This is a genomic window from Pseudofrankia asymbiotica (genome assembly GCF_001983105.1).
GTDB lineage: Bacteria > Actinomycetota > Actinomycetes > Frankiales > Frankiaceae > Pseudofrankia > Pseudofrankia asymbiotica.
This window is the reverse complement of the sequence record NZ_MOMC01000024.1, coordinates 96,718-120,552: the sequence shown is the minus strand read 5'-3', so window position 1 is coordinate 120,552 and position 23,835 is coordinate 96,718. Positions and strand designations below refer to the sequence as shown.

21 protein-coding genes are annotated in these 23,835 nt (G+C 72.0%); 13 read left to right on the top strand and 8 right to left on the bottom strand.

Translation table 11 applies throughout. The annotated features are described in order from the left end of the window. Positions 1 to 406: 406 nt before the first annotated feature. Both BL253_RS13170 and BL253_RS13165 read right to left on the bottom strand, forming a co-directional pair. Entirely contained in the window at positions 407 to 1,534 is a 1,128-nt protein-coding gene (locus BL253_RS13170; protein ID WP_076816867.1) for a ParA family protein, read from the bottom strand. 560 nt (positions 1,535 to 2,094) lie between these two features. Beyond that, on the bottom strand, positions 2,095 to 2,898 hold the full coding sequence (locus BL253_RS13165) for a maleylpyruvate isomerase N-terminal domain-containing protein (protein ID WP_241834750.1): 804 nt from the start codon (positions 2,896 to 2,898) through the stop codon (positions 2,095 to 2,097). A gap of 945 nt (positions 2,899 to 3,843) precedes the next feature. On the opposite strand from BL253_RS13165, the gene BL253_RS13160 reads away from it, so the two are divergent. From BL253_RS13160 to BL253_RS13145, 4 genes are all read left to right on the top strand, one after another. Next, a complete protein-coding gene (locus tag BL253_RS13160; RefSeq protein WP_076816758.1) occupies positions 3,844 to 5,121 on the top strand; it encodes an ABC transporter ATP-binding protein in 1,278 nt (425 codons plus the stop codon). A 101-nt stretch (positions 5,122 to 5,222) separates the two neighbouring features. Next, entirely contained in the window at positions 5,223 to 6,473 is a 1,251-nt protein-coding gene (locus BL253_RS13155) for a polyamine ABC transporter substrate-binding protein (protein WP_076816757.1), read from the top strand. Beyond that, positions 6,470 to 7,402 carry an ABC transporter permease gene (locus BL253_RS13150; RefSeq protein WP_081438268.1) on the top strand — a complete coding sequence of 311 codons (933 nt, stop codon included), beginning with the start codon at positions 6,470 to 6,472 and terminating at the stop codon, positions 7,400 to 7,402. Before BL253_RS13155 ends, BL253_RS13150 begins: the two co-directional genes overlap by 4 nt. After that, on the top strand, positions 7,399 to 8,307 hold the full coding sequence (locus BL253_RS13145; RefSeq protein ID WP_076816755.1) for an ABC transporter permease: 909 nt from the start codon (positions 7,399 to 7,401) through the stop codon (positions 8,305 to 8,307). The genes BL253_RS13150 and BL253_RS13145 overlap by 4 nt, the downstream gene beginning before the upstream one ends. 105 nt (positions 8,308 to 8,412) lie before the next feature. On the opposite strand, the gene BL253_RS42900 is transcribed toward BL253_RS13145, so the two are convergent. Next, entirely contained in the window at positions 8,413 to 8,544 is a 132-nt protein-coding gene (locus BL253_RS42900) for a DLW-39 family protein (RefSeq protein WP_241834749.1), read from the bottom strand. A gap of 239 nt (positions 8,545 to 8,783) precedes the next feature. Then, a complete protein-coding gene (locus BL253_RS13140) occupies positions 8,784 to 9,326 on the bottom strand; it encodes a YbhB/YbcL family Raf kinase inhibitor-like protein (RefSeq protein ID WP_076816753.1) in 543 nt (180 codons plus the stop codon). 110 nt (positions 9,327 to 9,436) lie between these two features. Between BL253_RS13140 and BL253_RS13135 the strand changes: the two genes are divergently transcribed. After that, a complete protein-coding gene (locus BL253_RS13135; protein WP_076816752.1) occupies positions 9,437 to 9,775 on the top strand; it encodes a P-II family nitrogen regulator in 339 nt (112 codons plus the stop codon). A 194-nt stretch (positions 9,776 to 9,969) separates the two neighbouring features. Here the strand turns inward: BL253_RS13135 and BL253_RS13130 are convergent, their stop codons facing one another. Then, on the bottom strand, positions 9,970 to 10,794 hold the full coding sequence (locus BL253_RS13130) for a DedA family protein (RefSeq protein ID WP_076816750.1): 825 nt from the start codon (positions 10,792 to 10,794) through the stop codon (positions 9,970 to 9,972). A gap of 660 nt (positions 10,795 to 11,454) precedes the next feature. Here BL253_RS13130 and BL253_RS13125 point away from each other — a divergent pair. Continuing rightward, a complete protein-coding gene (locus BL253_RS13125; protein WP_241834748.1) occupies positions 11,455 to 12,504 on the top strand; it encodes a lipase family protein in 1,050 nt (349 codons plus the stop codon). On the opposite strand, the gene BL253_RS13120 is transcribed toward BL253_RS13125, so the two are convergent. Further along, positions 12,487 to 13,056 (bottom strand): NADPH-dependent FMN reductase, encoded by a 570-nt coding sequence (locus BL253_RS13120; protein WP_076816860.1) that lies wholly within the window; start codon positions 13,054 to 13,056, stop codon positions 12,487 to 12,489. The two genes, BL253_RS13125 and BL253_RS13120, sit on opposite strands and share 18 nt — an antisense overlap. A 383-nt stretch (positions 13,057 to 13,439) precedes the next feature. Here BL253_RS13120 and BL253_RS13115 point away from each other — a divergent pair, with 383 nt between their 5' ends. Next, the gene (locus BL253_RS13115; protein WP_076816748.1) at positions 13,440 to 14,438 is read left to right on the top strand and encodes an ROK family protein; all 999 of its coding nucleotides are present in this window, start codon (positions 13,440 to 13,442) and stop codon (positions 14,436 to 14,438) included. A gap of 299 nt (positions 14,439 to 14,737) precedes the next feature. Further along, positions 14,738 to 15,529: a hypothetical protein gene (locus BL253_RS13110; RefSeq protein WP_076816747.1), complete on the top strand. Its 792-nt coding sequence runs from the start codon at positions 14,738 to 14,740 to the stop codon at positions 15,527 to 15,529. A gap of 4 nt (positions 15,530 to 15,533) precedes the next feature. Here BL253_RS13110 and BL253_RS13105 read toward each other — a convergent pair whose 3' ends face one another. Beyond that, entirely contained in the window at positions 15,534 to 17,225 is a 1,692-nt protein-coding gene (locus BL253_RS13105) for a serine/threonine-protein kinase (protein WP_076816745.1), read from the bottom strand. 80 nt (positions 17,226 to 17,305) lie between these two features. Next, positions 17,306 to 17,974, bottom strand: a complete 669-nt coding sequence (locus BL253_RS13100) for an alpha/beta fold hydrolase (protein ID WP_076816744.1) — start codon at positions 17,972 to 17,974, stop codon at positions 17,306 to 17,308. A gap of 177 nt (positions 17,975 to 18,151) precedes the next feature. Here BL253_RS13100 and BL253_RS13095 point away from each other — a divergent pair, with 177 nt between their 5' ends. From BL253_RS13095 to BL253_RS13075, 5 genes are all read left to right on the top strand, one after another. Further along, the gene (locus BL253_RS13095; protein WP_076816742.1) at positions 18,152 to 18,853 is read left to right on the top strand and encodes a TetR/AcrR family transcriptional regulator; all 702 of its coding nucleotides are present in this window, start codon (positions 18,152 to 18,154) and stop codon (positions 18,851 to 18,853) included. After that, positions 18,850 to 19,836 carry an ABC transporter ATP-binding protein gene (locus BL253_RS13090; protein WP_076816740.1) on the top strand — a complete coding sequence of 329 codons (987 nt, stop codon included), beginning with the start codon at positions 18,850 to 18,852 and terminating at the stop codon, positions 19,834 to 19,836. The genes BL253_RS13095 and BL253_RS13090 overlap by 4 nt, the downstream gene beginning before the upstream one ends. Then, on the top strand, positions 19,833 to 21,467 hold the full coding sequence (locus BL253_RS13085; RefSeq protein ID WP_076816739.1) for an ABC transporter permease: 1,635 nt from the start codon (positions 19,833 to 19,835) through the stop codon (positions 21,465 to 21,467). Before BL253_RS13090 ends, BL253_RS13085 begins: the two co-directional genes overlap by 4 nt. Before the next feature lie 179 nt (positions 21,468 to 21,646). Further along, on the top strand, positions 21,647 to 22,231 hold the full coding sequence (locus BL253_RS13080) for an HdeD family acid-resistance protein (protein WP_241834747.1): 585 nt from the start codon (positions 21,647 to 21,649) through the stop codon (positions 22,229 to 22,231). Between the two features lie 94 nt (positions 22,232 to 22,325). Further along, positions 22,326 to 23,813 (top strand): OsmC family protein, encoded by a 1,488-nt coding sequence (locus BL253_RS13075; RefSeq protein WP_076816735.1) that lies wholly within the window; start codon positions 22,326 to 22,328, stop codon positions 23,811 to 23,813. The last annotated feature ends 22 nt before the right edge of the window (positions 23,814 to 23,835 follow it).

Sequence of the window (23,835 nt, the reverse complement as noted above, 5' to 3'; positions counted from 1 at the left end):
CTGGGAAGAGACGCGGGTCGGGCCCGGACGGATTGTCACGGCGTCGTGGGCCGAATCCGATCCCGCGTCTCCCGCGTCGCCGTTGTTCCAGCTCCCCGCGGCCGCTTCGTTCATCGTGACGTGCCCCTGTCGCCTACTTCTCGCGCGAGTCCGCGCGCCGTACGGCGGCGGAGCGCGGTGCCTGGGCGCTGACTACAGGTTCTCACGGTTCCACATGGCGGTAGATGACCGTCGACCAGCCGGGCGAATCGGCGCCCACCAACAACGGACTATCAAGGTCCCGTCGGCGGAGCGGCGGTGCGCGGGCATGAGGCGCGGCATCCCTGTCTGCTTGGCTGGTGCTGGTGCTGGTGCTGGTGCTGGTGCTGGTGCTGCCGGGGGCGGGGGCCGGGGCGGGGGCCGGCGGCTACTGCCTGTTGCCGGAGGCGGAGACGGGCAGACGGGGCAGCGTCGGGTCGAGGTAGCGCAGCCGCTCGCGCACGTTCACCGCCAGGTCGCGGAACTCCTGGTAGCACTTGCGCACCTGGGTCTGGGCCGCGGCGAGCGCGCCGTCGCCGGCTCGCAGCTCGAACATCGGCTTGCGGGCATCCTGGGCCAGCGGCATCAGTGCCTGGTAGTGCGGCAGGTTCGCGATCTCGAACGACCTGTCGAAGGGGTCGGCGCGCGGAGAGCCGAGCACCGACGTCGCGAACACCTCGGGGATCCTGTCRAGCCAGCGGTCGTACGCCCGCACCGGCCGGTCCCGGCCCGAGGCCGGCTGCATGATGACGTACCCGATCGGCATCATCAGGGCGCGCGGCGCCGCGATGCGGTCGGGCACCTTCGGTAGCACCATGCCCTGCCAGGTGGAGCGCCAGTCCCGCAGCGTCGGTCCGAGGTTGCGCAGGCCGCGCAGCGAGAACAGGTCGGCACCCAGCGGCATGAGCACGGTGTCCGCGGACAGCAGCGCGGCCCGGTTGATCGCGCCCAGGTTGGGCCCGACGTCGATGAGCACGATCTCGGCGCGGACCGCGCGCCCGCCGTGGTCGACGACCCGATGCAGCGCGGTGGTCGTGCGCAGCGCGGCGACGTCCTTGCCGAGGAAGCTGTTCGGCCACGCCGCCGACAGCTTGTCCTCGAAGACGGAAAGGTCGACGTCGCCCGGCAGCAGCCAGACGTTGTCGTCGACGGAGACGGGATCGAACAGCGCGACGTCCCCGACACCCTCCATGATCGGCGCGATCGCCGTGGCGATGGTCCCCGTGCCGGCGGCGATCCGCGGGCGCCGCCCGCCGCCGAGGATGTCGAGGTGCCGCGGGGCCGAGGACCCCGTCGAGCCGAGCCCGGCGTTCGCCGGCGACCCGGTGGCGCCCTGCTCCTGCCACAACGTCGCGAGTTCGTCCTCGTCGAGGAACTGCGCGGTCAGGTTCGCCTGAGGATCGAGGTCGACAGCGAGCACCCGGTGCCCCTGCCGCGCCAGCATGTGCGCGAGATGGAAGGTCAGCGTCGTCTTGCCGACGCCACCCTTGTTGTTGAACAGCGCCATCGTGATCAACGCCGGCCCCCTCGCGCCGCCCACCCGGCCCGTGTCAGCCCGAAGCCGCCACGTGTCGGCCGGCAGCGCGGGGCCCCGCCGTTCTCGCGCCTTTTTCGCCCGGGCCCGGCGGAGTCGCGCAGCTGAGCATCCGTGCGCATGCGGCGGCCCTGACGGCCAGGAAAGCCGGTYATACCGGCATGTTGCGCGCGCACCCGACCATTGTCTCCCTACCACCCCGCCCCGGCGCATAGCCAGGGTCGTCGGCCGCCGTCATGGGCCGCGGTCCGCCACGGTGACCATCACGGTGACCATGCAGGGGATCCGTGGTGACCACGGTGACCACGGCCGGGTCACGCTGGGCCGGCCCCCTTTCCGCCCGTCCCGGACGGTCCAGCCGGCCTGGCGGAAGGAGGGCAGAGCAGGCGGAAGGAAGAGGACCGGCGTCGGAGGCAGTGGCGACATGGTGCGGGACGGTGCCCACCAGTGGGCGCCGTCCCTGGGTGGACGCCGTGCCGTGAACAGGCGGTCGCGAGTAGGCGGGGTCGCGAGTAGGCGGGTGAGGAGCGCTCCCTGGACGCTCAGCCCGAGGGGGCCAGCGGTGGCCATTCCGTCGGGGTGGCCGCCGTGGGCAGCCGGCCGAGAAGCCAGCGCAGTGTCTCCAGGGTCGAGGCTCGCACGGTGACCATCCGTGGGCCGTCGCCGAACGCGCGTGACGGCCGGTCGCCCGGCGCGAGCAGCACGGTGACCTCGGGTGGCAACCGTTCCGAGAGGCGGGCCGTGCTCCACGCCCACTCGGCGTCGACGTAGGTGGCCGGCAGGTCGGCCCAGCCAGGGCCGCCCCTGTCGATGAGCCCGAGGTCGACCAGGTGCACCTCGACCTCACGCCAGCGCGCGAAGACCAGGTCGGTCAGGCTCGTCGGTGCCCTTCCATGGTGCGCGATCCCGGTCCGCCAGACGTCGACGTGCGTGCGGTCCCAGGCGCGCTCGAGCGCCGCGATGGCCCGCGCGAGGTCATCGCGGATCAGCCGCGCCGGCCGGGCGGCGGCCACGTCCAGGTCCACGCACGAGTCCGAGCCAGCGCCGGGATCACGGCCGGTCGCCGCGGACTCGAACAACCTGATGTGGGTGTCCGCGTCCTGGGCCAGGTGGCTCAGGACATGCCCCACGGTCCAGCCGGAAAGCAGCGACGGGCGGGCGGTGACCTGGTCCTCGACGGCCGAGGCGAGGGCGAGCAGCCGCCGATGGCCGGTGAACGCCCCGGCGAGCAGGTCATGGGGGATGGGCGACGGGACATAGCCGGAGCCGACCGGCATGGCGTGCGTCTCCCGCGCGGACGGCGGGATGCCTGGCTCCCGGGTGCCGGGCCGAGTCTCGGTGGCCACCAGCTCACGATGGGCTACCGCGCGCCGCCCGTCCAACCGGCGGTCGTCGCCGAGCTGTGGCGGCGGCCAGGCCCAGGACCACACCGCGAGATCACACGTCCGCGGGCGGACGCTGCCCATCCACAGGGACACCGTCCGCTCTGTTCCACCGCGTCCTTGCCGGTGCTGACCATCAAGCGTCCTCGCGACGCTGACCATCAGAGGGGCAGCGTCGCAAGGACGTCGTCCTGCCAGCGAGACGGGGCTGGACGGGGGCGAGACGGGGATTGTGACCGGGGAACGGTGACCCTCGGTGGAAACCGCCGCACGATGGCCCGTCGGCGGTACCCGTGGCTGGCCATCGTCGGCCGCGGCCATGGCCCGCGCCGCACCCGCGGCGATCTCCACACGGTGCCCACCGGCGGTCGGTGCCGCCGGCCCGATGGCGCCTGTTGACCGTGCGGCATCGCCGAGTGGCTGCGCGGCCTTGCCAAAGACGCTGACCACGGGTGGGCACCGAAGAACGTTCTCGACAGTGCGCGGGCCCATCCCACCGGTGGTCAGCGGGAGCTTCGCCGGACACGCTCCGCCCGCGCGCTGACCACCAGAGGGGCAGTGCCACGCCAGGACTACGCGTCCTGGAATCCGTTCGTACACAGACGGTTTCCCTGCGCGAGCAGTGTCACGGGGTCTCCCGAGGCCGTGTCCCGCGTCCCCGACCCGGTCCATGCAGGTGGCRGCGTTGGCGATGTCCCCGGCCGGCCGTCGCGTGACAAACGAACGAGAGTGGAATCCCTGGTCCGAGGCGCCGGTGGGCTCTGATTCGGCTGGGAAATCGAACCTTTACGTCGGATCCCTTGTCGAGGCATCGTTCCGCTGTCAGTCTGGCTCGGCGCCAGTGCGCAACTTCTACGGGTTGCCGCAGATCTGTCACAGAAAGTAAGGAAGGCGGGTGCGAGCTTGGCGGTGACCGCGGACGAGGGGCCAGCGTCCGCCGCGGACGCGGTGGACGCTGCGAGGTCGGTGTCCACCCAGGTGTCCACGACGGTGCCCACCGATGGAACGGGCGCTGCGCCGCCCGCGATCGAGCTGGTCGGCGTCGCGAAGGAGTACATGTCGCGGCGCGGCGCGGTGGCCGCCGTCGAGACCATCGACCTGCGGATCGCCGAGGGCGAGTTCTTCTCCCTGCTCGGCCCGTCCGGTTGTGGCAAGACGACCACACTGCGCATGATCGGCGGGTTCGAGGAGCCCAGCCGTGGCCAGATCCTGCTGCACGGCCTGGACGTGACGTCCGTCCCGCCGAACAGGCGCGACGTCAACCTGGTCTTCCAGAGCTACGCGCTCTTCCCGCACCTCGACGTCGCGGGCAACGTCGCGTTCGGCCTGAAGCGCAAGGGTGTCGCCCGCGGCGAGGTACGCCGCCGGGTCGGCGAGATCCTCGATCTGGTCGAGCTCGGAGCGCTCGCCGACCGGCGGCCGCGGGAGCTCTCGGGCGGCCAGCAGCAGCGGGTCGCGCTCGCTCGCGCCCTCGTCAACCGGCCGCGGGCCCTGCTGCTCGACGAGCCGCTCGGCGCCCTGGACCTCAAACTGCGCCAGACGATGCAGATCGAGCTGAAGCGGATCCAGCGCGAGGTCGGGATCACGTTCGTCTACGTGACGCACGACCAGAGCGAGGCGCTGACCATGTCGGACCGCATCGCCGTCATGAACAAGGGCCGGATCGAGCAGCTCGYCGCGCCGCGCGACCTCTACGAGCGGCCACGCACCCGGTTCGTCGCCGGCTTCATCGGCACGTCCAACGTGTTCCGCAGGTCCGTGCGCACGGTGACCACCGACGAGACCGGTCCGGTCGCGATCCTGGACGCCGGCGCGGACGAGCGGCTGATGGTGCCTGTGCATGCAGGGCTCGGCGGCGTGGTCACCGGGTCGGTGGTCGAGCTGACCGTCCGCCCCGAGAAGATCAACATGACCGCCGACCGGCCCGACGGTGACGTCTGCGTGTTGCGCGGCCGGGTCACCGAGGTCGTCTACCTGGGCACCAACACCACGTACACGGTGTTCACCGCCGGCGGCGACGAGATGACGGTCTTCTGGCAGAACAGCGCGGACGCGAGCGACCTCGCGGGTCGCGGGGACGAGGTGTGGCTGTCCTGGCGAGAGGACCACTCCTACGCGCTCGCTCCCAGTGACGCCGCTCCCGCCGCGGCCGAGGCACCGAGTGAGCCGGTGTCCGCCGCCGGCTGAGCCGTCTGCGCCCTGCACCCCCTGAGCCGCCTGGGCTGCCTGGGCCGCCCAAGCACAGCGAACAACGCTAGTACCAATGCATCTCGCGGAGGACCCCCACTGTGACGACTCACGGCAGCTCGGACCATCCCGGCGCGCACCAGACGCCCGCCCCCGCCGTCAATCCGGCGCTCCTGCGCGGGCTGACCCAGCCCAGGCTGGGCCGTCGCGACGTCTTCCGGTTGGGCGGCCTCGCCGGCGCGGCCGCGCTGCTGGCCGCCTGCGGGGTCAAGGGCGAGAAGAAGGACGACTCGGCGAGCGTCGTGCCCAGCGACTTCTGGGCGGGCAAGACCAAGACCAACACGCTTGACTTCTCGAACTGGCCGCTCTACATCGACGTGTCGGAGGACGGGAAGTCCAACCCGTCGCTGGACAAGTTCAAGGCCGACACGGGAATCAAGGTCAACTACCGCGAGGACATCCAGGACAACGAGTCGTACTTCGGCAAGGTCCGGCCGAGCCTGGCCGCCGGCAAGTCGATCGGCGCCGACCTGATCGTCATCACCAACGGCATCTTCCTGGACAAGTTCATCCAGCTCGGCTACCTGGCGCCGCTCGACCAGGCGAAGCTGCCCACGTTCACGGCGAACGCGGACGCCAGCGTGAAGAACCCGTCGTACGACCCGGGCAACAAGTACACGGTCGCCTGGCAGTCGGGGCTCACCGGCATCGCGTACGACCCGGCCAAGACCGGCCGTGAGATCACCAGCTACGAGGACCTGTTCGACCCGAAGTTCGCCGGCCACGTCGGCATGTTCGGCGACAACCTCGACCTGCCGAACCTGGCGCTCGTCGGCATGGGGGTGAACCCGGAGAAGTCCACCCCGGACGACTGGAAGAAGGCCGCCGAGAAGCTGAACAAGCAGCGCACCGACGGCATCGTCCGCAAATACTACACGCAGGACTACATCGACGCGCTGGCGGCCGGTGACCTGTGGATCTCCATGGCGTGGTCCGGTGACGTGTACCAGCAGGTCGCGGGCGGCAAGGACCTGCGGTTCGTCGTGCCGAAGGAGGGCGGGATCCTCTGGACCGACAACATGTGCATCCCGATCACCGCCCAGCACCCGGTCGACGCGATCACCTACATGGACTACGTGTACAAGCCGGAGATCRCCGCGATGCTGGCCGAGTACATCAACTACATCACCCCGGTGCCGGGGGCCAAGCAGGACGTGTCCCCGGCGCTCGCCGACTCGCCGCTGATCTTCCCGAGCGAGTCGGACCTCGCGAAGACCCACCGGTTCCGCGTCCTCACCACCGATGAGGAAACCGAGTGGAACAAGATCTTCCAGCCGGTCTACCAGTCGTGACCACCGGATCCGCGGCCACCGTCGCCCCCGCGCCGGGAGCGCCCAGCTCCCGGCGCGGGCGGCGGGGGGCGCGGTGGCGATCGCCCTTCACCCCGTACCTGCTGGCGCTGCCGGGCGGGCTGTGGCTCGCCATCTTCTTCGTCGTCCCGATGCTGGTGATGCTCTCGGTCTCGCTGCAGACCGGGAACGTCGTGGACGGCTTCGCGCAGACCTTCAACTTCGCGGTCTACCCCGACGCGATCAGGCAGTACTCCGACCAGTTCATCCGGTCGTTCGCCTACGGCGGGATCTGCACCGTCCTGTGCGTCGTGCTCGCCTACCCGATGGCGTACTGGATCGCGTTCCACGGCGGGCRGCGGCGTTCGACCTACCTGTTCCTGGTGCTGCTGCCGTTCTTCGTCTCGTTCGTGATCCGGACGGTCTCGTGGAAGTTCCTGCTGGCCGACAACGGCGTGCTGCTGGGCAACCTGAAGGACATCGGCCTGCTGCCGGACGACTTCCGGGTGCTCGCCACCTCGACGGCGGTCATCGGGGGTCTGACCTACAACTCGTTCCCCTTCATGCTGCTGCCGATCTACGTCGCGCTCGAGCGTATGGACCCGAAGCTGCTCGAGGCGGCCGACGACCTCTACGCCGGCAGGGCGGCGGTGTTCGGCCGGGTGGTGCTGCCGCTGTCGATGCCGGGCGTGTTCGCCGGCGTGCTGCTCACCTTCGTTCCCGCGACCTCGGACTACGTCAACGCCTCGATCCTCGGTGGCACCAGCGACACGATGATCGGCAACATCATCCAGACGACGTTCCTGACGAACGCGGACTATCCGCTGGCCTCCGCGATCTCGTTCATCCTGATGGTGATCCTGCTCGTCGGGATCTTCATCTACGCGCGTGTGCTCGGCACCCGCGACGTCTTCGAGATGGGCACCCGATGAGCGCGGCTCCGGCTCCGGCCTCGACGCCGTCTCCGGCCGCGTCGGCCTCGGCGGCATCCGGGGCCATGCCCAAGGGCAAGGGCAGACGCGTGCGCGGCCGGCTCGGCGAGCACCTGCTGCGGGTCTATACCTGGCTGATCCTGCTGTGGCTGGTCGCGCCGATCATCTCGATGATCGTCTTTAGTTTCAACGACACGCACAGCAAGCAGAACAACAACTGGCAGGGGTTCACCCTCACCTGGTGGAAACGCATCGGGGCCATTCCCGACCTGACCACCGCGCTGGAGAACTCGCTCACGATCGCGGTGCTGTCGACCCTCATCGCGACCGTACTGGGCACGATGATCGGCATGGCGATCGGCAAGCACGCGTTCCGCGGCAAGGGCGCCGTGAACCTGCTGCTGTTCGCGAACATCGCCGCGCCCGAGGTGGTACTTGGCGCGTCGCTGCTCTCGCTGTTCATCACGCTGGGTATTCCGCGCGGCTACCTGACGATCCTCATCGCGCACGCGATGTTCAACATCGCCTATGTCGCGGTGGTGGTCAGTACACGGCTGGCCAGCTACGACCTGAGTCTCGAGGAAGCGGCGCGCGACCTGGGAGCCGGTCCGTTCGCGACGTTCCGGCTGGTCACCCTGCCCATTATCTTCCCGGGCGTGATGTCGGGCGCGCTGCTCGCCTTCTCGCTGTCGATCGACGAATACATCATGACGCAGTTCAACGCGGGCGGAACRCTCACCTTCCCGCTGTGGGTCTTCGGGGCGACGCGGGTCGGCGTCCCGCCGCAGGTGAACGTCATGGCAACGATCATCTTCATGGGTGGCGTGCTGCTCGCCGTACTCGGCGCGACCGTCGGCCGCGGCCGGCGTACCCGGCGGCCGGCCGACGACACCGCCGCGGCCTGACCCAGCGGGATGTCAGCCGGTGGGGCTGGGGGACCGGGATGGATCACGCGACCATCCCGGTCGGCCGCCAGAGCCAGCTCCGGACCGCCTGGCCAGCCCCGCTGGCTAGTCCTGGCCGGTGGTGGCGGAGGTCGCCTCCCGCCACAGATCGATCTGGTCGCCCTTGTCCCGGCGCCAGCGGGCGGCCAGCGCGGCGGCACTGGCCACCGCGGCGATCAACGCAAGCCTGCGCATCATCGGGCGCTCTCCTTGTCCTGGTTGCTGGGCTCCCGGCCCCGCCTCGTCACGGTATCGCGGGCGTCCGGCGCCCGCGATCGGGCGCGAGGCGCCCTCTTGCGTGATTCCGGGCCGGGCGGGTGACGATGCCTGGCCTGGTCCCGGGCCGACGAGGTGGCGGGGTTCGCGGGTTGAACGCGGGGATCGTGCCTGGGCGGGCCGAGCGCCCCGGATGGACGCTCGGCGTTGCCATGGGCCGTTCAGCGCTGGTAGGTCGCCCGCAGGACGCCCCGGGCCAGCGTGTGGAACGCCAGGTTGAATCCGACGACCGCGGGCGAGACCGCGTCGTTGATCTCCAGCTTCGGGACGTCGACCGCATGCACGACGAACACGTACCGGTGCGGGCGGTCGCCCGCCGGCGGCGCCGCGCCGCCGTAGTTCTTCGTTCCCCAGTCACAAGCCACGTGATAGGCGCCCGCCGGCAGGCCGGAGAGGTCGCCGGAGGCGGCCCCCGTCGCCAGCTCGGTGACCGACGCCGGGACGTCGACGAGGGTCCAGTGCCAGAAGCCGGAGCCCGTCGGCGCGTCCGGGTCATAGCAGCTGATGACGAAGCTGGCCGTCTCGGCCGGGAATCCGGACCAGGACAGCTGCGGGGAGACGTCCTGCCCGCCGGCGCTGCCGTGCACCTGGGCCAGGGACAGCGGCTCGCCGTCGGTCAGGTCGGTGCTCGTCAGGGCGAAGGCGGGGGCAGGCGGCAGCAGGTCGAGAGGATCTGGCGCCAGGGCGCGATCGGCCAGCGACATACGGCGTTCCTCCAGATGAGCAAGGGTGGGCAGCGCGGCCCGCCACGCGTCGGCTCTACGCTTTGGCGGAACGAAAACCCGCAGTCCGAGCGCATGAGTGGGGCCTGGTCGTGAAGCTTGTCACCGCAATCCTCCGCCCGCACCGGGTAGCCGACGTACGCGCCGCGCTGACTACATTCGGTATCCATGGCATGACGACTAGCCAGGTAACCGGCTACGGTATGGAAGTTTGGCGTACCAGTACGCATAGGGGGCAGAAATTCCACGACGAAACCGTCAGCAACGTCCGGCTGGAGATCGTCACCGAGGACGCTGACGCGGAGGACGTCGTCAACGTCATCCTGCGCTCGGCCTCGAGCACCGCGAGTGGCGCGGGCAAGATCTGGATCACTCCGGTCGACGGGCTGGCCAGAGTGCGTACCGGCGAGCGCGGCTCCGACGCGCTMTGATCTCCGGGAGCCCGGTCCCAGAAGGCCTCCGATCCAGAAGCCTCGGTTCCAGAAACTGAGTACCCAGATGTCGTCTGTTGTGCCACGCCGGCCTGTGAAGGCGTAAGCTAACGTTCGTCTCGGTCGTCCTGCTCGTCGAATCCCCCCGTATCGACGAGCAGGCGATCGGGATTTTTCGTGTGCGGCCGGATCCGTCAGCGACGGTGGCGGCCGCCCCCCTCAGCGCGGCGAGCGGCGGGACGCGCGGCCGGTGGCCGGACGGAAGCGCCGGAACGCGGACGGGCGAGGACCTGGGTGGTCTCGTGGCTGGCCGGGTGCATCTCGGCGTCGAGCACCTCGTCGTCCAGCGCGTCTCGCATCGCGGGCACGATGTCGGGAGAGCGGCGCTTGGCCGCGCGGCGGGCGCGCAGGAGTTCGTAGGCGACCGGGACCACCGAGATCAGCACGATGAGGACGAGAATCGCCTCGATGTTGTTCCGGATGAAGCCGATCTGACCGAGGAAGTAGCCGAGAGCCGTCACACCGCAGCCCCAGATCACGGCGCCGATCAGGTTGTAGACGACGAACGTGCGGTAGCTCATCCGGCTCACGCCGGCGATGATCGGCGTGAAGGTGCGGATCACCGGGACGAAGCGGGCCAGCACGATCGACCGGGCGCCATGCTGCTCGAAGAAGGCGTGTGCCTTCTCGATGTGCTCCTGCTTGAACACCCGGGAGTTCGGCCGGCGGAACAGCGCGGGGCCGACCTTGCGCCCGAACAGATACCCCACCTGGTCGCCGGCCGCGGCCGCGATGCCGATCAACAGGCAGGCGAGCCAGATCGGGGTGGAGATCTCGCCCCGCGCGATCAGCATGCCGAACGTGAACAGCACCGAGTCGCCGGGCAGGAAGAAGCCGACGAGCAGCCCCGACTCCGCGAAGACGATGATCAGGATAACCGCGATGCCGGCCTTCGCCAGGGTGTCGGCATTCAGGAAGGCGGGAAGGGCAAGCGTGTTCGCCGCGATCGAGGTGGTCACAGTGCGGGCCTCCGGAGCGGACGCGGTCGCGAGGATGGCCAGCCGCCCGCGGGAACGGCATGCCCGCTCGTCGATGGCCCAGTCCGTGGGTCCAGATCAGGGTAACCAGCGCCTCCGCGCGCCAGGCGAGCGGCTGGCAATGCTCGGCTGGGCCGGCCGGAGGCCGTGCTTCGAGGCGCGGTGGCCCGGAGGCCGTGGGTCCGAGGCCGTGGTGCGGAGGCCATGGCCGGAGCGTGTGTCCCACGGCATGCCGCGGCCGGGCGGCCGGGGGCCGTGCGACGTCAGCAGGGACCGGATCGGGTGCCGCTTTGGGTGTGGGGCGGCGAAGCGATCGACGGTTGACGGTTGGCGACGGTTGTGCGTGCGGTCATAGCGGGTGAAGTTGGTTCACGTGAAACGTTCGCCGACACGGAGGGTGAATAACCTCAACATGTGCGGACGCAGGCATCTCCGGGTGGACCGGGCAGACGGCGGGCGCGGCGACGGCTGGTTGTCGTCGCGGCGGCTCTGGCCGTTGGGTGCGCGACCGCGCCGCTGACCGGTTGTGGCCCTGGTGGGGATGGTGGCGGTGCCGCGYCCGCGACGGCCGGGCCGGCCCAGGCGGACACCGAGCTACCCGCGGACATCAGGCCGGGCGCGCCGGGCGAGCTGATCTCGGCGATGCCGCTGACCCCGTCAGATGGCATGGCTGCCTGGCGGATCGTCTACCACACGCGGGACCAGAACGGCGCCGACGTCGTGGCCTCCGGGCTGGTGGTCGCTCCGTCGGCCGGGCAGGGCGGCCCGGTCCTGGCAAGCGGCCGGCCGGTGGTCGCCTTCGGGCATGGGACCACCGGCGTGAATGACGCGTGCGCGCCGTCCAGGTCCAACCCGCCGCTGTCATCCATCGGCGGGGCGCTCGGGCTGGTGACGCAGGGATACGTGCTCGCCGTCACCGACTACATCGGGCTCGGCACTCCCGGCGAGCACGCGATCTATGTCGCCCGCCCGGAGGCCCAGGCGCTGCTCGACGTCGCCCGTGCCGCCCGGGCGCTGCCGGCCGCGCACGCCGGCGGCAGCGTGGTCATCTGGGGTTACTCACAGGGCGGCCAGGCCGCGTTGGCCGCCGGAGCGCTGGCCGCCCGCTACGCGCCGGAACTCCATATCCGCGGGGTGGCGACGACCGCGCCCCTGGCTGACGTGCAGAACTCGCTGCGCAGCATGCTGGCCGCGCCCAACGGAGTCGCCTACGTGCTGCTGGCGGCGTTCGGCGTCTCGGTGATCGATCCCGGCGTGCGGCTTTCTGACGACCTCACCGCGCAGGGAGAGCGGTTGTTGTCGATCGCCCGGGAGAAGTGCGCGGTAGATCTGCTCGTCGCGAGCTCCGGGCAGACCAGCGCGACCGTGTTCGTCCACGACCCGCTGACCACGGAGCCCTACGCCTCGGTGTTCGCCGCGCAGCGGACCGCGGTCATCGCCCGGATGGCCCCTGTACTGGTGCTGCAGGGCGATATCGACGATGTGATCCATCAGCCCGTGACGGATGGTGTGGTGCGCGACCTGTGCGCCACCGGCACCGAGGTCGCCTACCACCGCTACGCGATCGCGGACCATCGCACGGTCGTCGACGCGTCCCTTCCCGAGATGTACAGCTGGATCGCGGACCGGTTCGCCGCCGACCCGCCGCCGGCCCCCAACATCTGCGCGGGCCCGCTAGCGCCCAGGCCGTAGCGGGGCGAGCACCTCGATCCAGCGAGCCAGCTCATCGAACATCAGCTTCGCGGCGGCCTCCATCGCGTCGTCGGCCCGCAGCGTGCCGGTCGAATCGATCTTCTGGCCGACAAAGGCGATGTTCACCGCCGGGCCCGCGGGGATCATCGAGAGGGCGGCGACCACGGGCTTGATCGCCTGCACGGCGCGGGTGCCGGCGGCCACCCCGCCGTAGCTGACGAAACCGACCGGCTTGTGCTGCCACTCGGCCGACAGGAAGTCGAGTGCGTTCTTCAGCGGCGCGGTGAACGAGTGGTTGTACTCCGCCATGACGAAGACGAACGCGTCCGCCGAGGCGACCGAGGCGGCCCACCGCTGGGTGTGGTCGTGGGCGTAGTCGCCCAGGCGCGGGTGCTTCGGCTCGTCGAACAGCGGGAGGTCCACGTCGGCGAGGTCGATGAGCTCGACGTCGAAGCCGCCGCGCGCGCCCGCCTGCTCGGCCACCCAGGCGCCGATGGACGGCCCGACCCGACCCGGGCGGGTGCTTGAGATGATGATCTGCAGCTTCGGCACGGCGACGGCCTCCACCTTCGGTGACGACGATGAGGATTGCGGATGCAACTACTCCGAGGCTAACGACAACCGTCGCCGTCCTCCGGCGGGCGGCCCGATGCGCTTGCCCACAGTTCCCTCATCGGCCGGCGAGCGGCGGGGCGGGGCCGGAGCCGCCAGGCCGACCCGGCGGCGGCTGCGCGACGATGCCACGACGGCGGCGTCTCGCGTGGCCGGAGGCGCTCGACCAGCCTGGTGCCTTCGGCGCCCAGGCGGTCGGCTCGCCGCCACGAGGGCACCAAAGTCGGGCATCACTGGCAGGTATGTGACGCGGCTCGCGGCAACTGGGTGATAACTAGGCCGAAGACGGTTCGGCCTCGCTGGCAGAGACGGAGAATGGCGCGGTGACTCAGGACGGCGTACCACGCGCGGGCGGCGTGGGCACGGATCCGGTTCTTGGCCTCGATCTCGGCGGCACGTCGATCAAGTGGGTGACCCTGGTCGACGGCACGGTGATCGACAAGGGCCAGGTGCCCACGCCGCGGACCGGCGTCGACGATGTGCTGCGCGCGCTCGCCGGCCTGGCCGACCAGGTCCCGGCGGCCAGCGCGATCGGCATCGCGGTGGCGGGCGCGCTGGACCCGATCGCCGGCAAGCTGCTCGTGGTCCCGAACATCCCGGGCGACTGGCCGGCCCGGGCGATCGGCCCGGAGCTCGCGAACGCCATCGGACGGCCGGTCAACCTCGCCAACGACGCACGGGCGTTCGCCTACGGCCAGCTGCGGCACGGCGCCGCCGCCACGGCGGCCGACGCGATCTTCGTGACGCTCGGGACCGGGATCGGCGGCGCGATCGCCTCCGACGGCCAGCTGCGGCTCGGCTACCAGCGCCGCGGCGGCGAGATCGGGCACATGCCGATCGAGCCCGAGGACGGCCGCAAGTGCGGCTGCGGCGCGATCGGCTGCCTGGAGACCATCGCGGGCGGCCGGGCACTGGCCGAGATGGGCGCCGACCTCGTCCGGAGCGGCTCCGCGCCGGCGCTCGCCGCGGCGGTCGAGGGCCGGCCCGAGCTGGTCACGCCCGGGCACGTGGTCAAGCTCGCCCCCGTCGAGCCGGCCTGCGCGCGCCTGGTCGCCCGCGCGGGGCGAGCCCTCGGCATCGCGTTGGCCTGCCTCGCGAACACGCTGGCGCCCGAGGTCATCGTGTTCGGTGGCGGGGTGTCGGCCGGCCTGCCGGCCTTCCGCCCGCACATCGACGAGATCATGTCCCGCTACACCGTTCTCGTCGAGAACCCGCGGGTCGTCACCGCCATCGACGGCTTCGCCGGTGCCGTCGGCGCCGCCGCCTGGGCCGCCGAGCCCCCCGCCGGCTACCCGTCCCCGACCCTGCCCAGCGCCGGCTGACCTTCGCCACAGCGGTGAAGGCCGCGATCCATGACGCCTTCACCTACGGCCTGCCAGCGGACCAGTTCGCCGCCGCGCCGCAGGATGGCCAGGCGCTTACGGCCGTCCGCGCCAAGGCACTCTCCTGGACGGCGTACCCCGTACCTGGCAATTGCCAGGGAAGTGCTGGAGATCGCCGGGAGTTGCTAGATCAACCAAGGCCCACCCCCCGCGTAGCTATCCAGTAGCGGCGCGTAAGCGTTTATTGTCACTTAATGGAGGTTAAGTGCCAATACACGAGGTGAGGGGCGTCTTCGCGGATGAGCCAACGCGATGATCAGGTCGACCAGCAGGTGGACGAGCTGCTGACCGCGATGACGCGGCTGTGGGCCGCGGCGCCGCCGGTGGTCCGGTGGCGGGCCCTGCGCGAACTCGCCGACAAGCGGGCGGGCCTGCAGGCGATGACGGTCCACCAGCTGCTCCCCGAGGACGGCTCCCGCCGAGGCCTCGGCGAGCTGGCCCGCACGCTCGGCGTGACGACCAGCTGGGTCAGCCAGCTGGCCGCGCTTCCCCGCCGGCACGCCGGCCTGTTCGCCTGGGGGCGGGCGCTGGCCGTCGCGTCCGATCTGGTCGCCCTGGCCGAACGGTCCGGCTCCAGCCGGCTCTCCGGTGAGCTCGCCGGCATGATCCGGCGCGGCCTGCACGACACCAGTCCGCTCAGTGATCTGGAGGACGCGGCCAGCCGCTGGGCGGTGGCCGCCCGCCGCCAGCGCCGCGGCCCCGAGGCGGACGCGCTCGTCGAGCGCCTGAACACCCTGCTCGCGCGGGTCACCCCCGCTCTCGACCTGGACTGGCTGGCTCGCGCCGAGATCGCCCTCGGCTACCAGACCGGCCGTCCTTCCGCCGCCGGCGGCATCGCGCCCGCGGCCGGAGCCTCCGCCTCTCGGGACGTCGCCGCTGGTGGAGCGCGCGTCACCAGCGCCGATCCGGCCGTCCCCACGCCTCGGACCGCGGCGGCCACCGACTCGGCGCCGCCGCCGGCCGTGCCTGGGCCGAGGCGCGGTCCCAGCGACCCCCTGCCCTGGAGCCGTTACCGCCTCCGCGACCGCTGACCGACTACGGCGTGCGACGCAGGACGCCGGTCGGCCGGCCGGCGGCGGAGGAATCGGAGGCGTAGGTCAGCCCGCCGTCGGTCTCCAGATGCAGGCGCACGACGTCACCCTGGGTACATGCATGTATGCCCATTATGACTGGATTCTCGCCAGAGCCGGGAATGTCCACGACGATCACCTCGTCGCCGCGGGGGCCGCCGATTCCGTCGAACCGCAGTTCTCCCGTGCAGGTGAGCGGTTCCACGTCCATACCAAGGGCCTGGACCAGGGTGGACTCCGCGTGGCCGAGGGTCTGTCCGTTCTCGCCCGCCCGCAGCGTGATCACCACGTTGGAGACGACGCCCTCACCGGAGGTGACCCGTCCTTCCCACGTCCCGACGTAGTTCGCGGGCAGCGCACCGGACCGCGGGGCGCCGGTCTGGCTCGGCTGGCTGGAACCGTCAGGGGAGTTCGAGACGCTGCGCTCAGGGCCGGAGGAGACGTCCGGGGAACCGCTGGGGCTGGTGGTCTCCAGGCCCTCGGGTCCCTCGTCACCGCTCCAGCCGGGCAGCACCAGCAGGACGACCAGCAGGGCGGCGACCACAAGGCTCAGGAAACCGGCGGCCGCGGCCACGATGAGCCGGCGCTGGCGCGAGTCGCCGGCGGGCGGTGCCGTCGCGGCTGGGGGGATCGACACGGCCTGGGGTCGCGGCGCCGACGCCGTGCCTGTCCCGGAGCCCCACGAATGGTCGTGGCTGCTCCGGGAACCCGGTGTGCTGCCTGGGTCCTGGCCGGTGGGCGGCCCGGTGTGCGACCAGGCGGGCGCGTCCAGGTCGAGAAGGGCGATGGCCTGCCGGCCCAGCCCGGTGATGAGGTCGGCCGGCAGCCAGCCCGCGGCGACCAGCGCCGCCGCGCCGCCGCCTGGCGCGAGCGCGGCGAGCACGGCGGGTGGGGTGGGCCGCGCGGCCGGGTTCTTGTTCAGGCAGGCGCGCGCGAGGTCACGCAGGTCGGGGGGCATGGCGGCGAGGTTCGGCTCCCGGGTGACCACGCTGTGCAGCACCGCGGCGACGATGGATCCGTCGAACGGACCGGTGCCGGTCGCGGCGAACACCAGCACGGAGCCCAGGGAGAACACGTCGCTGGCTGGGCCGGCGTCGAGGCCGCCCACCTGCTCGGGCGACATGAACGCGGGCGAGCCGATCGGCGAGCCGGTCCGGGTGAGCACCGAGGCGTCGACCGCCCGGGAGATCCCGAAGTCGATGACCCGCGGCCCGTCCAGGCTCAGCAACACGTTCGACGGCTTGAGATCGCGGTGGACCAGGCCGGCGCCGTGGATGGCGATCAGCGCCTCGGCGAGGCCGGCGCCGAGCGCGCGCACGGTCGGCGCCGGCAGCGGGCCATGCTCGGCCACCGCCTGCGTCAGCGACGGCCCGGGAATGTACGCGGTGACGAGGTAGGGATGCTCGGCGTCCGGGTCGGCGTCGAGAAGCGGGGCGGTCCAGGGGCCGCCGACCCGTCGGGCCGCGTCAACCTCCCGCCGGAACCGGACGCGAAACGAGGGGTCGTCGGCGTACTCGGGGCGGATCACCTTGACCGCCACGGTCCGGCCGCCGTGGCCGCGGGCCAGGTAGACGCGACCCATGCCCCCGCCGCCGAGGACGCCGAGCAGCTGGTAGCCGCCGACGACGCGGGGGTCGTCCGCACGGAGCGGTCTCACGCGGCGTCACCCTCCTCGCCTCCTGTGTCACCCCGCGGGCAAGTGTCGCGGATGCCGTCCGCCGGAATGGCGGCGGGGTGTCAGGCGCCGAGGAAGTTCAGGACGGTGTCCATGGCGCGCATGTTGGACTGCAGGGAGAAGTGGTCCGCGCCGTCGATGGTCACGCCGGCGGCGTTCGGCAGCATCGCGGCCAGGGCCTCGGGCGAGCCGGCGCCGTCACGCTCGCCGGTGACGACGAGCACCTCACACGTGACGGCGGCCAGCTCCACGGCAGTGAGTGGCTCCACGGGACGGCGAGCGAACGCGGCCAGTGCGCCGAGGTCGTTGCCCGCGCTGCGCGCGAGGCCGCGGAAGAGTCGAGCCCGGACGTCCGCCGGGTCGGCGTTGTCGATCGCGAACGGGACGGCCTCGCGGATCTCGAGAACCGCCGGGCCGATGCCCATCAGCACCAGCCGCTCGAACGAGGCGAGCCCGCGCGCGGCGCACTCGAGCAGCAGGCGAGCGCCGGCGGAGAAGCCGACGGCGTCGACGGGACCGCGGTCGGCGAACGCCTCGGCGACGGTCGCCGCGACGTCGGCGTAGTCCGCCGGGTCGATCGAGTGGGGGGCGGTGCCGTGCCCGGGCAGGTCGACGGCGATGACCTCCCGCCCGGTCTCCCGCAGCAGGTCGATCCAGCCGGCCGGGCGCCAGCCGTGCTCGCTCGAGGACGCGAAGCCATGTATCAGGACGATCGGCGCTGAATCAGCCACTCCGGCACGCTAACGCGATCCCCGCGTATCCGCCCGAACTGTCTCCGCGGACCGGACAGCTTCGAGGCGCCCCGCGCAAGAGGGCATAGGTCATCGCGCTTCGGGAAGGACTACACGAGTGTGTAGCTGACTGCTTCTCCGTATAGTCGACGTCGGGAAGAGAAGAAGGTGACGCGGATGGAGCGAGCGAACGAGGACCTGACCGCCAAGGCGCGGATCCGGGACGCGGCGCTGCGGCTGTTCGCCGAACAGGGCTTCGAAGCGACGACGATCCGGGGGGTCGCCGCGGCGGCCGGCGTGTCCTCGGGTCTGGTGCGCCACCATTTCGGGTCGAAGGAGGCGCTGCGCGACGCGTGTGACGCGCACGCGCTAGACCATGCGATGGCCGTCAAGGAGGAGGCCATCCTCGCGGGGGGACTGGCCGACTCCACGTTCATGGCGGCCGTCTACCCGTCGATGCTGCTGATGCAGCGCTACCTGGCGCGGTCGCTGGTCGACGGCTCACCGTCGGCCGCCGCGCTGTTCGACCGCATGGTCGACGTCACCGAGCAGTGGGCCCAGGCCGGGCGGCTGCCGACGAGGCCGGCCGATCCGCGGGCGTTCGCCGCCGCGCTGGTCGCCATGCAGACCGGGCTGCTCATGCTGCACGACCAGGTCTCGCGCGCGCTCGGTGCCGACATCCTCGACGCCAGCGGGAACCTCCGCCTCGGCAGGGCCGTCCTCGACATCTACACGCATCCGCTGCTCACCGAGGACCAGGCCGCTCAGGCGCGGGCCGCCTATGACCAACTGCAGGCACGCCAGCCGCTCTCGTCCGCGTCCTCGGCGGCGGCACCCCACGTCGGCGGTGGGCGCGATGGCGAAGGACCACGAACATGAGTGAGGCGATCCGCGCGGAGGGGCTGGTCAAGAGCTTCGGGGCCACCCGGGCGCTCGACGGCCTGGACCTGGCCGTCCGCACCGGAGAGGTCCACGGCTTCCTGGGGCCCAACGGCGCCGGCAAGAGCACGACGCTGCGCATCCTGCTCGGGCTGATGCGGGCCGACGCCGGCAGGGCGACCGTGCTGGGCGAGGACGCCTGGCGGGACGCGACGGAGCTGCACCGCCGGCTCGCGTACGTGCCCGGCGACGTGACGCTCTGGCCGAACCTGTCCGGCGGCGAGGCGATCGACCTGCTTGGCCGGCTGCGCGGCGGCCTGGACCGGCGGCGGCGGGCCGAGCTGCTGGAGCGGTTCGACCTGGACCCGCGCAAGAAGGGCCGGTCCTACTCGAAGGGCAACCGGCAGAAGGTCGCGCTCGTCGCCGCGTTCGCGTCCGACGTCGAGCTGCTGCTGCTCGACGAGCCGACGAGCGGTCTCGACCCGCTGATGGAGGACCAGTTCCGCCGGTACATCCGTGAGGAGCGGCGTCGGGGCGGGCGCACGGTCTTGCTGTCCAGCCATCTCCTCGACGAGGTCGAGGCGCTGTGCGAACGGGTCACGATCATCCGCGACGGGCGGGCGGTCGAGGCGGGCACGCTTGCCGAGATGCGCCACCTCACCCGGACCGTCGTGGTGGCGGACCTCGTGGCCACGGCGGACRCGGCGGCGACCGCCGCCGGTCTCGGCGCCCTGCCCGGTGTCCACGGCCTGGTGACCGAAGGTGACCGGGTCAGCTTCGAGGCGGACGCCGACGCGCTTACCCCCGCGCTGTCGCGGCTGGCCGCGGCCGGGGTCCACGGCCTGGTGAGCAAGCCGCCCACGCTGGAGGAGCTGTTCCTGCGCCACTACGACCGGACCGGTCGGGAAGGCGGCGCCGCGTCCGCCGGCGCGCCCGTCGAGACGGCCCCCACCGGCGACGGGCGGGCGGAGGCGCGGCGATGACCAACCTGTGGGGGACCGGCGCCCTGGCGCGGCTGGTGCTGCGGCGTGACCGGTTGCTGCTGCCGATCTGGGTCTACGTCGTCGGGATCCTCCCGGTCAGCTTCGCCGTGACGTTCGCCGACCTGTACCCGACACCCGCGGACCGGGCGCGCTTCGCCGCGACCAGCGCGCACAACGGCACGTTCACGGCGCTCTACGGCAGGCTTTCCGGCGCGAGCCTTGGCGAGCTGGTCACCTGGCGCGGCGGGTTCATCCCGGTCGTCATCGGGCTGATCAGCCTGCTCGCCGTCATCCGGCACACCAGGACCGAGGAGGAGGCCGGCCGGCGCGAACTGATCGGTTCGACGGTCGTCGGCCGGCAGGCTGGTCTGGCGGCGGCGCTCGCGGTCGTGTTCGTGGCGAACCTGAGCACCGCCCTGATCACCGCGGTCGCGCTGAGCCTGCGCGGCCTGCCCGTGGCCGGGTCGGTCGCCGTGGGCCTGGAATGGGCTGCCGCCGGCTGGATCTTCGCCGGCGTCGGAGCGGTGACCGCGCAGCTCACGACCAGCGCGGGCGCCGCGCGCGGGATCGGCGTCGGCGTGCTCGCGGCTTCCTACGCCGCTCGGATTCTCGGCGATCGTGGCGGCTCCGCCACCCCCGGCGGTACCGGGGGCCCGTTGGAATGGCTGTCGTGGGTCTCGCCGGTCGGGCTGCTCCAGCGCGTCCACCCGTTCGYCGGGCCGTCCGGAGCCCGGCACTGGTGGGTGTTCGCGGTGGCCGCCGGCATCGTCGCCGTGCTCGTGGCGGTGGCCGCGGCGCTGTCGGCGCGGCGCGACCTCGGCGCGGGCCTGCTGCCCGACCGACTCGGGCCGGCGACGGCACGGCCGGCGTTCGGCTCGCCGCTGGCGCTGGCCTGGCGGCTGCATCGAGGGCTGCTCGCCGGCTGGGTCGCCGGGTTCGCGCTGCTCGGCGCCGTCTTCGGCGGCGTCGCGAGTGGCGTGACGGACATCGTCGGCGACAACCCGGGCCTGCGGGACGTGCTCACCCGCCTTGGCGGCCGGGCCGAGCTCGTCAGCTCCTACCTGGCTTCGATCATGTCCATCCTCGGGATGATCGCCGCCGGCTACGCCATCCAGGCGGTGCTGCGCCTGCGCGCCGAGGAGGCGGGCGGCCGGGCGGAGCCCGTCCTGACCACGGCCGTGGGCCGGCTGCGCTGGGCCACGAGCCATCTCGTCCTGGCGGTTCTCGGCCCGGCACTCGCGATGCTGGCCGCCGGGGCCGTCACGGGACTCGTGTACGGGGCCAGCTCCGGCGACGTCGGCCACGAGACGGCCAGGGCAGTCGGCGCGGCGGCCGTTCAGCTGCCCGCCGTGGCGGTGCTCGCCGCGTTGGCACTCGCCCTGTTCGGCCTGCTCCCGCGCCTGTGGCCGGTCGGCTGGGGAGCCCTGGCCACCTGCCTGCTGATCGGGCTTGTCGGCTCCGGCCTGAATCTGAGCCACTGGCTCCTCGACGTCTCGCCCTTCACCCACGCGACCCGCCCTCCCGGCGGCTCCGTCACCGCTCTCCCGCTGGCCGTCCTGTGCGTCCTGGCCGTGGCCCTCGGCGCCGCCGGCCTCGCCGGCCTGCGCCGCCGCGACATCCCCGTCGCCTGACCCGCGGGTCTGACCAGGCGTCTGATCTGTCGCCTGGCCTGCGCCCGGCCCGCCGTCTGAAGTCGCTCCCACCTGGGCATGTACACGCAGAGAGAGCGAACAAGCTCAGGGGGTGAGCAGACATGGCCGGGTCGACAGACATAGTCAGATCCACATCCACGTCCATGCTGGTGCGCGGCGTGATTGCCTTGATCATGGGGATCTTCGCCATAGCCTGGCCCGGCGTCACCATCGCCGTACTGGTGGCGCTGTTCGCGATCTACGTGTTCTGCGACGCGTTCGGCCAGTTCCACCGCGCGTTCGCCAGCGATCGGGCCGGCCCGGTCGCCGGCCATGTGCTGCTCGGAGTCCTGGACATCGTGGCCGGCATCGTGGCGCTCGCGTGGCCCGGCATCACGGCGTTCGTGCTGACCGTCTGGATCGCGGCCTGGGCGGTGGTCACCGGAGTGATCGAGATCGGTTCGGCCGTCGCCTCCCGGGGGACCAGCGGTCTTCGCCTCAGCCTCGGGCTGCTCGGTGTCGCCAGCGTCCTGTTCGGGATCGTCGTGTTCGCCCACCCGTATGCCGGTGCCGTCAGCGTCGCCCTGCTGTTCGGCCTGTTCCTGCTGGTGTACGGCGTGGACCTGCTGGTGACGGGCGGCCGGATGCACCGCGACCAGCAGGCTGGCGGGCACCTGGACACCGGAGCCACGGGCTGGACCGGTCTCGGCCGGCACGCGGACACGCGGCGGCAGGCGGACCGCCCGACGTCGAGCCCCCGCTGACGGACAGGACGGACAGGTCGCCCAGGTCGGCCGCGCGGACACCTCGCGGAAATTTCCCTTAACGAGGTGCCGCGGCTGGGTGAGGATGGCGGCCATGGTCGCTGCCGCCCAGACTCACGCCACCCAGCCGCATCCGCCGACGCACAGCTACTCGGTCACCTGTTCGTGGTCGGGATCCACCGGGGCCGGGTACGAGCGGTACTCGCGGGCGCACGCCGGGCACGCGGGTACCGCCCCGGCGGCCGTGCGCCTGTCCGCCGATCCGGCCTTCCGCGGTGACCCGGCACTGCTGAACCCCGAGCAGCTCCTGGTCCTGTCGGCGGCGTCCTGCCAGCTGCTGTCGTTTCTCGCGGTCGCCGCCCGTGCCCGCGTCGACGTGCGCGACTACCAGGAGGCCGGCCACGCCGTCATGACCGAGGACGGCAGGGGCGGCGGCCGGATCACCGAGATCACCCTGCGCCCCCGGATCACCGCCGTCACGGACGCGACCGAGGAACGGCTGCGCCGGCTCGTCCAGCTCGCGCACCAGCAGTGCTACATCTCCGCGTCGCTCGCCTGCCCGGTCACCGTCGAGCCGGCGTTCGAGATCCTCACCCCGTACGCCTTCCGCGACACCGAGGCGGCGGTGCGGCGGCTCGGCCTCGTCTCCGAGATCTTCGACCCCGGATCGCGCGCGTTCGTCGCCGCGCGCGTGCCGGCGGGCACCGAGCCCGCGCTCGCGGTAGACCTCGGCTGCGGGCCCGGCCACACCACCCGCCTGCTCGCGGCCGCCACCGGCGCGCGCCGCACGGTCGGGCTGGACGCGTCCGCCGCGTTTCTCGCCGCCGCCTCCGGCATCGCCGCCCCGGCCTCCCCAGCCGCCGACACAGGCGCCGACACAGGCGCCGACACAGGCGCCGACACGGGCGTGGACGTCGACAGCCGGGCAGCTCAGCCGGGTCAGACCGGTCACGTGAACGGTGCCGGCGCCCGGGGCGGCGAGACGGGCGAGATCGGGTTCGTCCGCCACGACGTCCGGCGCGTCCCGTTCCCGGCTCAGGCCCGCGGCGCCGACGTGGTCTACGCGCGGCTTCTGCTGGCGCATCTGGCCGACGTCACCACCGCCATCGGCGGCTGGATCACCCAGCTCGCGCCGCGCGGCGTGCTGCTGCTCGACGAGATCGAGTCCATCGACACCGACCAGCCCGTTCTCGCCGCCTATCTCGACGACGCCAGGCGCCTGCTCGCCGCCCGCGGCACGACGCTGCACGCCGGCCGGCTGCTCAACACCGCGCTGCACGACCTGGCCGCCCACCAGTCGACACCGGACTTCGAGGTCGAGTACAACGCGACCGAACGGCTGAGCCCGCCGGTCGCCGCCGCGGCGGCGATGTTCGGCATGAACCTCGCCATCTGGCGGGCGGACCCGCTGTTCCGCGACGACCAGGCCGAGCTCGACCGGCTCGGCGCCGGCCTGGCGGCGCTGACGTCGGCGCCGCCGAAGGCCGGCATCATCACCTGGACCCTGCGCCGCATCGCCGTTCGGCGCCTCGGCACTGACGCCCGCGCCGCCGCCGCCGACCATGCCGATCCGGTGCTTTGAAGGGAACATCCTGTGACCGTCG

Bases quoted from the DNA above. Each gene is read 5' to 3' on its own strand.
- BL253_RS42900 (WP_241834749.1), bottom strand. From the start codon at position 8,544: ATGATGCGCAGGCTTGCGTTGATCGCCGCGGTGGCCAGTGCCGCCGCG.
- BL253_RS13140 (WP_076816753.1), bottom strand. From the start codon at position 9,326: ATGTCGCTGGCCGATCGCGCCCTGGCGCCAGATCCTCTCGACCTGCTG.
- BL253_RS13125 (WP_241834748.1), top strand. From the start codon at position 11,455: ATGCCGCTGACCCCGTCAGATGGCATGGCTGCCTGGCGGATCGTCTAC.
- BL253_RS13110 (WP_076816747.1), top strand. From the start codon at position 14,738: ATGAGCCAACGCGATGATCAGGTCGACCAGCAGGTGGACGAGCTGCTG.
- BL253_RS13095 (WP_076816742.1), top strand. From the start codon at position 18,152: ATGGAGCGAGCGAACGAGGACCTGACCGCCAAGGCGCGGATCCGGGAC.
- BL253_RS13075 (WP_076816735.1), top strand. From the start codon at position 22,326: ATGGTCGCTGCCGCCCAGACTCACGCCACCCAGCCGCATCCGCCGACG.